The 14489-nt window shown below is 67.5% G+C and carries 9 protein-coding genes; 4 read left to right on the forward strand and 5 right to left on the reverse strand.

Features of this window, described 5'->3' with window-relative positions:
• Positions 1-2 precede the first annotated feature (2 nt).
• Entirely contained in the window at positions 3-2894 is a 2892-nt protein-coding gene (locus EAE32_RS01215; protein ID WP_121863921.1) for a helicase-related protein, read from the reverse strand.
• A gap of 163 nt (positions 2895-3057) precedes the next feature.
• Here EAE32_RS01215 and EAE32_RS01220 point away from each other — a divergent pair, with 163 nt between their 5' ends.
• On the forward strand, positions 3058-4857 hold the full coding sequence (locus EAE32_RS01220; protein WP_121863922.1) for a DUF262 domain-containing protein: 1800 nt from the start codon (positions 3058-3060) through the stop codon (positions 4855-4857).
• A gap of 117 nt (positions 4858-4974) precedes the next feature.
• Here the strand turns inward: EAE32_RS01220 and EAE32_RS01225 are convergent, their stop codons facing one another.
• On the reverse strand, positions 4975-6255 hold the full coding sequence (locus EAE32_RS01225; protein WP_121863923.1) for an MFS transporter: 1281 nt from the start codon (positions 6253-6255) through the stop codon (positions 4975-4977).
• Between the two features lie 124 nt (positions 6256-6379).
• On the opposite strand from EAE32_RS01225, the gene EAE32_RS01230 reads away from it, so the two are divergent.
• Both EAE32_RS01230 and EAE32_RS01235 read left to right on the forward strand, forming a co-directional pair.
• Positions 6380-6895: a MarR family winged helix-turn-helix transcriptional regulator gene (locus tag EAE32_RS01230; RefSeq protein WP_121845492.1), complete on the forward strand. Its 516-nt coding sequence runs from the start codon at positions 6380-6382 to the stop codon at positions 6893-6895.
• Positions 6896-6904: 9 nt separating this feature from the next.
• Positions 6905-7753 carry an alpha/beta fold hydrolase gene (locus EAE32_RS01235; RefSeq protein WP_121863924.1) on the forward strand — a complete coding sequence of 283 codons (849 nt, stop codon included), beginning with the start codon at positions 6905-6907 and terminating at the stop codon, positions 7751-7753.
• Between the two features lie 28 nt (positions 7754-7781).
• On the opposite strand, the gene recQ is transcribed toward EAE32_RS01235, so the two are convergent.
• The gene (recQ, locus tag EAE32_RS01240) at positions 7782-9632 is read right to left on the reverse strand and encodes a DNA helicase RecQ (protein WP_121863925.1); all 1851 of its coding nucleotides are present in this window, start codon (positions 9630-9632) and stop codon (positions 7782-7784) included.
• 446 nt (positions 9633-10078) lie between these two features.
• Between recQ and EAE32_RS01245 the strand changes: the two genes are divergently transcribed.
• Complete coding sequence (locus tag EAE32_RS01245; RefSeq protein WP_121863926.1) at positions 10079-10582, forward strand: FBP domain-containing protein; 504 nt, start codon at positions 10079-10081, stop codon at positions 10580-10582.
• A 6-nt stretch (positions 10583-10588) separates the two neighbouring features.
• Here EAE32_RS01245 and EAE32_RS01250 read toward each other — a convergent pair whose 3' ends face one another.
• Both EAE32_RS01250 and dnaB read right to left on the reverse strand, forming a co-directional pair.
• Complete coding sequence (locus EAE32_RS01250; protein WP_121845496.1) at positions 10589-11938, reverse strand: threonine/serine exporter family protein; 1350 nt, start codon at positions 11936-11938, stop codon at positions 10589-10591.
• Between the two features lie 127 nt (positions 11939-12065).
• Positions 12066-14450, reverse strand: a complete 2385-nt coding sequence (gene dnaB / locus EAE32_RS01255; RefSeq protein WP_121863927.1) for a replicative DNA helicase — start codon at positions 14448-14450, stop codon at positions 12066-12068.
• Between the last annotated feature and the right edge of the window lie 39 nt (positions 14451-14489).

Below are 14489 nucleotides of genomic sequence, written 5' to 3' on the forward strand. Positions count from 1 at the left end.
GATCACTTCCCTCCCTGCGGAACCACGACCAGCAACGGACGCACATACGTCCGATCCGGCAACATCTCCTGTGCAAGCCTGCGCTCTCCTTCAACGGCTGAGCGAGACTGCCGGAACAGCTGAGTCTGAGCGGAAATCCCCTCCGCCCCGCGCTCCCAGTCATCCATGCGCTCCACCCAGTGGTCCGCGCGCTCCTGGGCCTGCTGGCGGGCGGAAACCGCCACGCCACGCTCCATGTAGTCACGCGCGGCCTGCACAGCGGGGGCCACGAGCCGCTCGTACTGCCCCGGTTCCGCCACGGGAACCCCCACGATGTCCGGGTTCAGACCGAGGTCCTGGAACAACTGGGCCGGCCCCGTACTGGGCTGGGGCAGTGGATAGTCGCCCATGAAATGCACTGGCAGGTACACCACCGCAATGTTCTGGCCGCGGCGATTGGTCACGATGCCCTGCAACACCACGGTGGGCTGCTCCACGGAGCCGTGCACCGCGAAGATCTCGTTCCTGCCCAAGTGGGCCAGGGACCGATCCGCCACCCAGTCCAGCACCGGGTGCAAGGGGGACAGGTAATGGGTGTCCGGCCAGGACGTCCCCTTGGCGTCGTTCAGCGCGGCCTTCAACCGGGCCTCCGCGGTGGCCCGATCCGGGGTCAGTCGCATCCGATCCAACACCCCGCGGTCCTCCAAGTAGGACTGGGGCAGGGCCATCAGTCGTTGCCGCAGATCCGGGCTGGGCTCGAAGGTGATGGCCTGGACGCTGCCCGCGTTGTTGCGCTCCACCTCCAGCCCCACGCCGCCATCATCCCGCTTCCGGTCCGGCTCGCCGTAGAGCTCGGTGAGCCCTTCGCGCAGGTAGTCCACGTCCGATCCGAAGAGGCCGGTGGTTCGGTCCGCGCCGGCCTGCTGCCTCTCCGTTGTGCGGCCTGCATCCCCGGGGGCGGGCGCGTCCTGGGAGGCGGCCTGGGTCAGGAAGGTGAGCCAATCGTCGTCGTTCTGGGACACCGCCTGCTCCGGGGACGGGACCACGTCCTCGAAATCCTTGGCGCCGCGCAAGACCTCGGTAATGGCCTTCTCCTCGGCATCCCCCGAGTAACTGCCCATGAGCGACGCCGCGTCGCCGAGCTTCTCGTGAGCTTCCCGCTCACGCTCCACCAGACGCGTGAGCACGCGAATGTCCCCCGTGAAGCCGTCCACGCCCTGCAGATCCAAGAGCAACGTGGTGATCTGGGGAGATTCCACCTGCCCATAGCGATCAATGCGTCCGTTGCGCTGCTCAATGCGGATCAGGGACCACGGGATGTCGTAGTGGATGAGCTCGTGGCACTGCAGGTGCAGGTTCACGCCCTCCGATGCCACATCACCGGTGACCAGCACGCGGATGGGGCTGGAGGCCTGCTTGAAGGACTCCACGAGTTCCTGCTGCTCCACGTCCGTGAGACCGCCGTGCAGCACGCGCACCTGCCCCGGTTTGAACGCCAGGTCCCGCATCAGGTGCTCACGGAGCCACTCGAGAGTGGGAACCCGCTCGGCGAAGATCACGGCGCGCTCCGGGGACCGAGGACCCACGTTCTTCTGCCGCAGCTGCGAGACCAGCTCGCGATACTTACCGGAACGCGGGCTGGCGCCATCCCCCGGGAGACATGCTGCATTCAGGTCTCGCAGCCGCAGCAAGGCCTCGTGCTCCGGACCCGCGGCGGCATTGTCCTCCAGGGTCCGGAGCCTGGCGTCAATCGTGTGCTGCAGGGCCACGGGGGAGGACAGGAACGCCTTGGCCAGCGTCCACGGGAACAACCGGGAGCCCTTGCCCGTGACGGGCGGCGTGCCCCGCGGGTGGGTCCACGTGGTGACAATCTCCTCCCCCACCGCGAGCTCCTCTGGACTGGGAGTCACGGCAATGTGGCGAGGTTCCTTCCGCTCGGCCCAGCGGTCCCCCACCTCGTTCTTCACGGAGTCCGAGTAACGGTGCCTGCGGATCATGAGGTTGCCCACCGCGGCAGGGCTGATGTCCCCGCGCGCGCTCACACTCGTGGGTTCCAGCAGGGTCAGCAGCTGCGCGAAGGACTCATTGCGACCGTTGTGGGGTGTGGCCGAGGCCAGAACCAAAGCGTCCGTGTTCGGGGCCAGGATGTGGGCCAGCTGATTGTTCTGTGTTGCCTGGTTGGTCACGTTGTGGGACTCGTCGATCACCACGGCATCCCAATGGTGTTTGCGCAGATCGTGGATGAACCGGTCCTGCTTCAGCGTGTCGATCGAGATGATGACCTTCTCGAAGAACGTGAACGGGTTCCGGGTCGCCGGGAGCTTCTGCTTGACCCTCTGCACGCCCTCGGAATCCAACCGGACGAACGGGATGGCAAAGCGGGTCCACAGCTCGTGCTGCATCTGCTCCAGCACATGACGCGGCGTCACGACCAGGATCCTCCGCCCGCGACCCCGGCGGATGAGCTCCGCCAGGATCATCCCGATCTCCAGCGTTTTGCCCAGACCCACGGCGTCCGCAATCAGCAGGCGGGTGCGCAGGCGTTCCGGCTCCAGCGCCTTCTGCACTGCCTGCCGCTGATAGGCCAGGGTGTCCGCAAGCGCATGGGAGGTCAGAGCAGGCTCCGGATCCGAGATGGGGAGCGAGGTCTTGCGCAACGTGGACTCGAGCCACAACCGCGAGCGCGCGTAGTGGGAACTGGTGTCCGCCACCACGGCGGTCTGCGAGGGGTCATGGGTGCGGACATCGTCGATCCGGCGGTAGAACTGCGCCGTGGTGCCCTCCACCAGCTCGCTCACCCCGCGGACGGTCAGCAGTTCACCGTCCGCGGTCTGCTCCACGGCGGAGACCAGCCACTGCTCGTCCCGAACTTCGACGATGGCACCGGGGGCAATGTCTAGCGCGTGTTCAGTCATCAACGACTCCGGGTGGACGGACAGTTACCTGGCAGTCTACAAATGCAAACGCATCATGGGTGTGCGCCGCCACACCCGCCGACCGCGGGGTGGCCCGGGCGGGTCTCGATCCTCCACCAGAAGACCGCTGAGCGTGTCGGCCGTCACTTGTACCGTGAGCCCCATGATTCAGTCTGCGACGCAGTACCCGGTTCGGACGCTGTTGGAGGCACCGAGCAAGCTCACGTACGTGATTCCGCCCTACCAGCGGGAGTACTCCTGGAAGCGAGATCAGTGGGAGAACCTCTTCCAGGACCTCATCGAGGCAGAAGGTCAGCACTTCCTGGGGACCATCATCTCCCTCAACAACTCCACGGACAGCATGAACCCCCGTTTGGAGCTGATTGACGGGCAGCAGCGACTGACCACCCTCTCGATCCTGCTCACCGCGTGCTACAGCGTATTGGCGGACCATCAGGAAGACCTCGATGAGGATCAGGAAGACCTCTTCCGCGATGTTGGTCGGCAGTTGGTGATCTCCTCCGCCAAGACGCCGCGACTACTGCTGCAAACCCAAGGCAACAACCGCGTTGATTACCTCGGCATGCTGCGTGAAGCCGGAGTAAAGGTGGATGCTCCCGACACCCGGATGGACCGACGCCGCCTGATCGCCAAGTGCTTCTCGTACTTCCGGGACGCCATCATGGAACTCACCGAGAATTCCGGTGAGCCGGGCGTGCCTCCCATGACAGCTGTGGGGGCCGCGCTGCGCGTCATGGAGGCGGCCAATGAGGCCATCATCGTGAAGATCGAGGTCTCCTCAGCGTCGGACGCCTTCACGCTGTTCGAGTCCCTCAATAACCGAGGACTCCCACTGTCCCCGGTGGATCTCATCAAGAACCAGTTCCTGGCTCTCTCGGATGTCCGGGGTGCCATGAGCGTTGAGGATGCCTTCGCGCTGTGGGATGGGATGCTTCGCAACCTCGGTGATTCCTACACCACCCATGAACGGTTCCTCCGGCACTACTACAACGCGTTCCTTGCCGAACTCCCCTCGGTCCAGAACGCGAGCGTAGCGACCAAGAAAAACCTGATCCGCATCTACGAGACGCTCTTCAAGGGCAATCTCACCGAACAAATTCATCGACTGGTGTCGGCGAGCGCCATCTTCGGACGCATTGCGTGCACCACGGAGCGTGAGGATCCCACCCAGCTGGACGCGGCGTATGGCACCCTCAACAGGGTCCAGGCGGCACCCTCCTTCATGTTGCTGCTGTGGTTGGAAACCCACCAGCAGGACAAGCACCTCAGCGAAACGGACCTCATCACCGTGACGAACATGCTCGTAAGCTTCTTCGCGCGGCGCAATGTCACCGGTTACCCGGCCACGTATATGCTCTCGCGTATGTTCATGGGGATTATCAGGGATTCCATGGACGCGGAGGGACGGGAAATCCTGCGCATCATCGCGGACGCCCTGCGACGGAACTCCTCGGATAACGAGACCTTCCGGTGGCGGCTCGAGCAGGACCTCTACACAGAGAATGTAGATGCCGCTCGCTTCGTCCTCACGTCCCTTTCGGAGCAGGGAATGACCGCTGAGAACCGCAGGGACCTGTGGGAGCGCCAATCTGGCCGCTACGTCTGGACCATCGAACACATCTTGCCCCAGGGCGAGCACCTGCCCCCGGCATGGGTCGAGATGCTCGGCGGGGAAGAGGCGGCCACTCAGGCACAACAGGAGTACGCCCACAAACTGGGGAATCTGACGTTCAGCGGGTACAACAGCAACTTGGGGAACAAGGGCTTCCTCGACAAACGCGATCATCAGGACAACAACGGCAACTACATCGGTTACCGCAACGGCATCCCCCTGAACCGAGATCTTGCGCACAAGGAGTCATGGGGCCCGCACGATATCCAGGAACGGACACAGCATCTGGTCGAGCGCGCCCTGGTTCTTTTCCCTCTCCCGGTCGCGTAGGAAGCCAGCTACGTCGGAAGGCAACGACGGCGCGCAGCCGAAGCCGCGCGCCGTCGTCATCCCCCGGAGGGAAACCCGAAATCGACCCCAGCGGGGACACTCGGGAAGAACCGGACGTCAGTCCACCGCCAGCCGTCCCCGCTTGGCGTGCGGGTGGCGTCCGTGGACCGCGTGGTAGAAGATCGCCGCGAGGACCACCACCACCGCCAGCACGGTGTACATGGCCCCGAAGCCGGCGGCGGAGAGCAGCAGCCCCAGGACCACGGGGCCCACACCCACGCCCACGTCCGTGAGCAGCAGCAGCGTGGAGATGCCCGTCCCGAGCTTGTGGGCCGGAACCGCGCTCACGGCAATGGCCTGCGCAGCGGGCATGAGCGTGCCGTAGCCCAGACCGGTCATGGCGCCGGCGACCACCACCTGCCAGTCCTGGTTCGCCGCCGCCAGGATGCCCAGGGCCACGGCGAAGCAGATCAGCCCCAGGTAGACCACCACGTTGTCCCCGCGCTGGTCCTGCATCTTGCCCAGCACCAGGCGCATGACCAGCATGGCCACGGCGTACGCCACGAAGAACAGGCCGGCGCCCGTGGTGACCCCGCGGTCCTCCGCGTAGGCGTTCAGATACGTGATGACCCCGGCGTAGCAGATGCCCACCAGGAGCATGAAGCAGCCGATCGGAACCACGGCCGGGTGGGCGATGTCCCGGAACGAGAACCGCGAGCGCTCTGCCTGCGCCTGCTCCTCGCGCTTGGCCAGCGGCTCACGCAGGAAGACGCCCAGCACCAGGCCGAGTGCCGCCGTGGTCAGGGTGGTCCAGAACAGCCAGGTGTAGTCGAAGGAGCCCACCAGGAACAGCCCGAGGGCCGGGCCGATGGCCGTGGACAGCGTGGTGCCCAGCGCGAAGTACCCGGTGCCCTCGCCGCGGCGGGAGTCGGGGATCACGGACTGGGCGATCGTCATGAGCGCGGTGCTCGCGAAGGCGTAGCCGAAGCCGTGCAGCAGGCGCACCACGATCAGCACGGGCAGGCTCCCGGCCGGCAGGTACAGGGCGCAGGCCACCGCCACGACCACCAGGGAGATCAGCAGCATGCGACGCCGCCCGAGCGCGTCCACCAGGTACCCGGAGAACAGCCGCGCCACGGTGGCACCCACGACGAACGCGCTGGACGCGAACCCGCCCACGGCGTCCGACGCCGCGAAGCTCTTCACCGCGTACAGCGCCATGGTGGTCACCAGCATGTAGAAGGTGAGGTACTGCAGGAAGTTGACCACCCACGCCAGCACGAACGTGGGCGTGACCAGCCGCGCGGGCCCCGCAGAATGCGCGGGCCCGGGGTGTACCCGCTCCACCGTCACCGGTATCTGTCCTGTGGGTACATGGTTCTCGGTGTCCACCGACACGGGCTCCTCCTGGTCGCAAAGTCTTGTATCGTGCAAAATTGTAACATGCAATTTGCATAGTACAATGGGCGGGCCCCCAGCTCGGCCCCCGGCTGCGGCCGGGCGGGAATGAAAGGATGGATCCGTGCAGAGTGAGGATTCCGTCAACGAGCTGGTCTACGAGCACATGCTGCTGTCCCGGTACGCCCTGCAGGGCGCGCCACCGCAGTCCCGCACCGAGGCGCTGGACCGCAGCTCCACCGTGCTGCTCGCACGCCTCCAGGCGGGCGGACCCATGAGTGTTGCCGAGCTCGCCCAGTCCTTCGGCCTGGACATCTCCACCGTCCACCGGCAGGTCGCGGCCGCCATGAAGAGCGGGCTCATTGAGCGCATCAAGGACCCCGAGGGCGGGGTGGCGCGGAAGCACCAGCCCACCGAGGAGGGTGTGCGGCGGCTCGAGGAGGAGTTCCGCTCCCGCCGCGCGTCCTACGAGCAGTTCACCGCGGACTGGCCCCGGGAGGACGTCACCGCCCTGGCCCGTCTGGCCCGCCGCTTCAATGAGAGCGTGGAGGGCACCCTGGGGCACAGCTGGCCCCGGCACTACCCCACGGAAACGGGCGCTGCGGAACCCGCTCCCGGCACCCCCGCCGCCCAGGACTAGGGTGGGAGCGTGACTCGCCTAACGAACTTCACACGCCAGGGACTCCGGTTCGACGTCCTCGACCAGGGGCCCGAGAACGGCCCCGTGGTCCTCCTGCTGCACGGCTTCCCGCAGGACGCGCACTGCTGGGACGACGTCGCCGCGCGCCTCAACGCGCACGGTCTGCGCACCCTGGCCGTGGACCAGCGCGGCTACTCGCGGGGTGCCCGCCCGGAGAAGGTCTCGGACTACCGTCGGGAGGAGCTCTCCGCCGACGCACTGGCCCTCGCGGACGCGGCCGGCGCAGAGACGTTCCACCTGGTCGGCCACGACTGGGGCGGGGTGCTCGCGTGGGACATCGCCCTGCGCGCTCCCGAGCGGGTGAGCTCTCTGACCGTGCTGTCGACGCCGCACCCCACCGCCCTGGGCCACGCCCTGAAGACCGCGGACCAGCTGAAGAAGTCCTGGTACATCGGTATGTTCCAGATCCCCGCCGCGCCGGAGCGGCTGCTCGCCGGGAGAATCGGCGCGCTTGCCCGCCGCCAGGGAATCGACGAGGAGGCGGCCTCACGCTACGGGCGGCGCTTCGCCACCGCCGCGGATCTGCGCGGACCCATCAACTGGTACCGCGCCATGTTCCGCCACGACGGCGTCACCGAGAAGCATTCCGGAAACGGCATCATCACCGTTCCCACCACGTTCGTCTGGGGCAATCGTGATCCCGCGCTGGGCCGCACCGCCGCGGAGGAGTCCGAGGTGTACGTGCACGCGCCGTACCGCTTCCTCGAGCTCGACGCCGGCCACTGGCTCCCGGAGCGCGAGGCCGCCACGGTGGCGGACGCCATCGTGGAGCGGATCTCCTCCGCCACGGCCAGCTGACACCGTCCGACCACCTCGGTCCCCGGACTCAGGAGACCGAGGAACCGAGCACCTCCAGCACGGTGTCTCCGTACTCGGCAAGCTTCTTCGCGCCCACCCCGCTGATCCCGCTGAGCTGTGCGGTCGACTCCGGGGCGGCCTCCACGATCCCCACCAGCGTGGCGTCCGAGAACACCATGTAGGGCGGGATCTGCTTTTCCTTGGCCACCGACGTGCGCCACTCACGCAGTGCCTCGAAGACCTCCCGGTCCGCGGTCTCCAGCGTGTCCGCGGCACGGGAGCGGGACCCGCTTCCACCGGACCGGCCCCGGCCGGCACCGCGGGAGGACGGCGCCCGGTCCACCGCGAGCTCTACGGTTGCCTCGCCGCGCAGCACGGGAGCGGCTTCCGGCCCGGGGACGAGCACCCCGAAGTCCCCCACCGCCTCCACGATGCGGCGGGCCAGCAGCTGCCGCAGCACCGAGCGCCACTCCCGCTCGGAGAGCTCCTGTCCGATCCCCCACACGCTCAGCTCCTGGTGGCGTGAGGCCTCGGTGCGCTCGTTGGTCCGGCCCAGCAGCACGTCGAAGACCTTGCCGGAGCCGAACTGCTCCCCGCGCTCCCGCTGCAGCCGGATGAGTGTGGACAGCAGCTTCTGGGCCGGAACGGTGGCGTCCCAGACCTTCGGCGGGTTGAGGCATGTATCGCAGTTGCCGCATGCTTCCGAGTCCTGCCCGAAGTACCGCAGCAGCTGCACCCGGCGGCACGAGGTGGTCTCGCACAGGGCGAGCATGGCGTCCAGGTGGGAGCGGGCGCTGCGCTTGTGGAGGTCCGACCCCTCCCCCTGGTCGATCATCCGCCGCTGGTTCACCACGTCCCCCAGGCCGTAGGCCATCCATGCCGTGGCGGGCATGCCGTCGCGGCCCGCGCGCCCGGTCTCCTGGTAGTAGCCCTCAATGCTCTTGGGCAGGTCCAGGTGGGCGACGAACCGCACGTCCGGCTTGTCGATCCCCATGCCGAACGCAATCGTGGCGACGACGACGATCCCTTCCTCCCGCAGGAACCGCACCTGGGTGTCGTGGCGCACCGCGGCGTCGAGCCCCGCGTGGTACGGCAGGGCGGGGACGCCGCGGTCCGAGAGCCACGCGGCGGTGGACTCCACGCTCTTGCGGGACAGGCAGTAGACGATCCCGGCCTCCCCCGGGTGCTCCGACTGGATCAGCCGCAGCAGCTGGTCCTTGGCCCGGTCCTTGGGCTCGATCCGGTACTGGATGTTGGGGCGGTCGAAGTTGGAGACGAAGTGGCGCGCGTCTGCCATCCGCAGCCGTTCGGTGAGCTCCCGGTGGGTCTCGCGCGTGGCGGTGGCGGTGAGCGCAATGCGGGGGACGTCCGGGAACGCGTCGGCCAGGACGGAGAGCCCCAGGTAGTCCGGCCGGAAGTCGTGACCCCACTGGGCCACGCAGTGCGCCTCGTCGATGGCGAACAGCGCGATCTGCGAGCGCTGGAGCAGCTCCACGGTGCGGGGCAGGATGAGGCGCTCGGGAGCCATGTAGAGCAGGTCGATCTCCCCGGCCAGCAGCTGCCGCTCCACCTCCTGCGCCTCGTACGGCTCCAGGGTGGAGTTGAGGAACGCCGCTCGGATGCCCACGGCGTCCAGCGCGGCCACCTGGTCGGCCATCAGCGCGATCAGGGGAGAGACCACCACGCCCGTGCCCTCCCGCAGGATCGCGGGGATCTGGTAGCACAGGGACTTGCCACCGCCCGTGGGCATGAGCACCACGGCGTCCCCGCCCCCCGCCACGTGGTCGATGATCTCCGCCTGCTCGCCGCGGAACGCGTCGTACCCGAAGACCTCCTGCAGAACGGCGAGGGACTCGGGGACGGTGCTCGTGGAGGTCATGCCTCCAGGGTAGGCGGTGGGCACGAGACTGCCGCGTGACCCGGGTGCGCTGTGGAGGAGACCCTGCGCTGCGGGCTCGCCCACCAGGACAGCGTCCGGTCCCGGCGCTAGACTCGGCCCGTACGTCCCCACGATCTGCAGCTGCGGAGGAACGAGGCACACGTGCGCAAGGAGGCAGCCGGCTCCCCCGCCGGCACCAGACAGCGCTGACCCGCGCGGCCGTCACTCCCGGGTGACCACGCCGTGCCCATTCGTCATGCCCGAAAACCTCACCGCGTCCCTGCCGCGGCCGCTCACCGGCCAGGCACCCAGCGCCGTCGCCCTCCGATCACGACGCCGCTGCCGCACCTCTCAGCCCCGCACGCGGGTGAGTGCACCCCGTCGAGTCCGCGAGCGCCGTCGTGCGCGCAGGGGACGCACCAGCACGAGAACGAAAGCACAGAAGCATGCATCCGCATACAGAATCCGAGATCCGCAAGAGCTTCATCAACTGTTCCAAGGGCGCATCGCAGCGCATCAACATCCCGCAGGAGGTGCTGCACACGGACTGGGAGTCCCAGATCTTCCTGGGCTGGTACGACCCCAAATCGCCGCGCGCGGGCTACGTGGTGGCCGAGACCGAGAACGGGCTGCGCGGGCTGGTCCTGGAGAAGAGCCCCCAGAAGGCCACCGGCGGGGCGCGCATGTGCCAGATCTGCCTGACCCTGCACCCGGCCAGCGGTGTGTCCCTGGTGTCCATCCAGCGCTCGAAGTCCGCGAAGGACCGGTACAACACGGTGGGCACGTACGTGTGCTCGGACCTCGCGTGCAGCGACTACACGCTGGGGCGTCGGAAGCCGGACGGCGTGCGCCAGATGGAGGAGACCATGGGCGTGGAGGAACGGGCCGAGCGCACGCTGACCAACATGCGCGGACTCATCCAGCGCGTTGCCGAGGCGATGGGCAGGTAGCCCGGGTCAGCTCGTGAAGGGCTTGGAGAAGATCGGGACCATGATGTCGCTGAAGTTCTCCTCGTCCGCCATCTCCCGGCGGAACTTCTGGCCCGGGTGCTTCAGGGCGAACTGCCTGCGGCGCCCGGCCCAGAGGGTCTCCGACGCCAGGTACTGGCCCAGCATGCCGCCCATGCACAGGCAGAACGCGGTGATCGCGGCCTTCAGCACGGAGTCCCCGGCGTCCTCCAGGCCGAGGAGCACACCCAGCACGCCCTGGTAGACGAGCATCCCGGGGAACAGCGGCAGCAGCACGATCATGAGCGTCGCGTTGGACGCGAGATTGAGGGCACGCACCAGGGAGACGCTCAGGGCACCGGCGACCACCGAGGAGATGAGGATGGCCCCGTAGGAGTTGATCCCCAGGGCCCCGATGGCCAGGACACCCAGCTGGACCAGGCCGCCGAAGAGCCCGAGCGAGGCGAGCTTCCAGCCGCGCCCGCCCGACGCGAGCGCGAAGCCCGCCGAGACGATCGCCGCGCCCAGGACGGTGAGCGCCCAGCGGGAGTCGTCCATCTCCAGGGTCTCGATGAAGTCCATCGAGTCCCCCACGAGCGGCTGCATCGCGTGGATGCCGATGCTGACACCGGCCACCAGGCCCGCGGTGCTCGTGACGGCCTCCAGGATCCGACCGGACGCGGAGACGTACCAGCCGGTGATGACGTCGTGCACCGCACCGTACGCGGCGATGCCCGCCAGCCATGCGGCGAGCGCGGCCACGATGCAGACCGCCGTCTGCGTGACGGAGAAGAACACCCCGCACACCGTGGCACCCAGCACCGCCGTGAGACCGCCGGCCGCCAGGCTGAAGATCTCCGGAGCCTTCACCCGCTGGATGAGGGCGTACACGCCGTAGACCACCGCGGAGACCACGCCCGCACTGATGGCCGTGCCCCAGCTGCCGCCCAGGATCAGGGCGAAGCCCACACCGAACATGGTGAACCCGGTCATGATCAGCTTGTGACCGATGATCCGGGACTCCGCCATGACCTCCTCCATGCGGTCGCTGGCCTCGTCCGCCGTGAGCTCACCCATCACGAACGACTCCAGCACCTCGCCCGCGGCAGTGCGCAGCTCGATGTCCAGCGTGCCGGGCTGTGTCTCGAACACCCGCGTGCTGGGAGCCTTGTCCGGCGCGTCCTGGTGGCTGATGGTCACCTGTCCCAGGGAGACGCTCACCGTCACGTCCCGCAGGTCGGTCTTGCGGAAGATCGACAGCAGGGACTTGGTGGTGTTCGCGGATCCCGCCCCGCTGCGGATCAGGGCGTCCGCGATCTGGAACGCGAGTCTGTAAGCAGCCTGTTCAGTGGTGAGCACTGGGCAAGCGTAGTGGGGCGCATCGGCTACCGGCGAGGTGAGGCGGGGGCTCGGTGGTGGGAGGTTGCACACACCGCCCACCGGGAAGGAGACCCCCAACTTCGCTCGAGCCCCTCCGCTCCCGGTGCTAGAACCCCTCCAGCGCCATGTTCGCGAACCGCGAGTAGTGGCCCTGGAACGCCACGACGATCGTCTTGGTGGGCCCGTTGCGGTGCTTTGCCACGATCACGTCCGCCTCACCGGCGCGCGGGGACTCCTTGTCGTACACGTCCTCGCGGTGCAGGAGGATGACCATGTCCGCGTCTTGTTCGATCGAGTTGTGAACGGTGACCCCGTTGGCGATGAAGTTGTGGGCCCCCACCACGGTGGCATCGAACACTTCCTCTTCTCCATCTGCGGTGATGGACACGATGCGATCCCAGTAGAGGTCGTTCATGGCGATCATGTCGAGTTCGTGGGTGTCGAGAACGTCAATGACCTCCCCCACGCGCACGGGCCGATCCAGTACGGCCGTGGCAGTGCCAGTGGTTGGGGGACCCAGAGGGGTGGCACTCCGGTTCGCCACGATACGCCGGACATCATCCCATACGTTACCGGGCTCAACCTCCGAGTGAGGGGCCATGGACCGCTGAGCCTTCTCGGCACGCAAATATTCCAGCAGGTGAGCCGCACCCACCGCGTAAAGGCCGTCCACGGGGATCTGCTCCAGGAACACGAGCTGGTCCTCGAACTCCTCGATCCGCACCTCGGCGCCGACGGTGGTTCCCACCACGGATCCGAGGATGCCGAAGCGCATCAGCAGCTGAGCCACCTGCCCTGCCACTGTCATGTTCAACCCGTGCAGTACCAGCTCGCCCGCTCCGGTGCCTTCTCCGCGCGGCCCCGCAGACACGACGCCCGTCGCAGTCCACGCCGCGCTCAGCAGAGTGCGAACCTGTCCCTTGGGGAGGCTGAAGGCCTCAAGAGGCAGCGTTGGGACCGCGGCGAGCGACCCGCCCAGCCGGGACACGGCGTCGTCGTCCCACGTCGCCTCCTGCTCCGGCGCGCACACGTGCCGCGGGATGCCCAGCCGCTCTCCCACACCGAGATCGCCCAGTGCCCGCCACCCGTCGTAGGTGAAGAACTTGTGGTTCGCCGTGGCCCTGACCTCCCGCCCAGACGCAAGACGGAGCGTGAACACCGGCTTGACCCCCGTGGAGAACACGTGGGTCAAGGGCCGCTTCACGTAGCGGAGGTCGTCCGCGAGGGCCCACACCGGTACATCCTGCTCACCGGACTCGTAAAGCGCCCGCATGGTGGTCTCCGCACCGGTGTCCGCGCGCAGGATGCGGGTGTCGCCCGTGAGGCAGCCCGATTCACGCAGGTCACTCACCTGCGGTTTCTTGTCCTGGCGCTGCTCCGAACCGCGGTTCAGCTGGGACAGCGCCACCACGGGCACGTCCAGCTCCTTGGCGAGCAGCTTGAGCGCACGGGAGAACTCGGAGACCTCCTGCTGGCGGGACTCCACCTTCTTGCCGGAGCTCATGAGCTGCAGGTAGTCGAGGATCACGAGGTTGAGGTCGTGCTTCTGCTTGAGCCGGCGGCACTTGGCGCGGATCTCCATGAGGGACATGTTGGGCGAGTCGTCGATGAACAGGGGCGCCTCGTTCATCTTGCCCATGATCTGCGCGATCTTCGCCCACTGGTCGTCCTGCAGGGTGCCCGCACGCAGGTCCTGCATATTGAGGGTGCCCTCCGCGGAGAGCAGGCGCATGGCGATCTCGTTGCGGCTCATCTCCAGGGAGAAGATCACCGAGGTCATGCCGTGCTTGATGGACGCGGAGCGGGCCACGTCCAGCGCGAGCGTGGACTTGCCCATGGCGGGACGCGCCGCGATCACGATCATCTGCCCGCCCTGGAAGCCGTGCGTGAGCTCGTCCAGCTCGTGGAAACCGGTGGGCACTCCCTGCATCCCGGAGCGGCTGCCCGCGGCCTCGATCTCGTCCACGGTGGCTTCCATGACGTCCTTCAGCGGGACGTAGTCCTCCGCCGTGCGCCGTTCGGCCACCTGGTAGATCTCGCCCTGGGCCTCATTGACGATGTCGTCCACTTCGCCGTCGTGCGCGTAGCCCAGCTGCACGATCTTGGTGCCGGCCTCCACGAGACGCCGGAGCACCGCGCGCTCCCGCACGATCTCGGCGTAGAACCCCGCGTTCGCCGCGGTGGGCACCGAGGCGATCAGCGAGTGCAGGTACGCCACCCCGCCGATCCGCTCGATCTCACCGCTCTTGGTGAGCTCGTCCCCCACCGTGATGGCGTCCGCCGGCTCACCCCGCCCGTACAGGGACACCACGGCATCGTAGATGCTCTCGTGCGCCGGCTTGTAGAAGTCAACGCCGCGCAGCACTTCCACCACGTCCGCGATGGCGTCCTTGGACAGCATCATCCCGCCCAGCACCGACTGTTCGGCCTGGTTGTCGTGCGGCATGGTGCGGCCGTAGTCCTCGCGCGAACCGGACGTGTATTCGGACACCCTTACCCACTTTCGTCACCGTGCTGCCGCCGTTTCCGA

The organism is Kocuria tytonicola, from assembly GCF_003687175.1.
Taxonomy (GTDB): domain Bacteria; phylum Actinomycetota; class Actinomycetes; order Actinomycetales; family Micrococcaceae; genus Kocuria; species Kocuria tytonicola.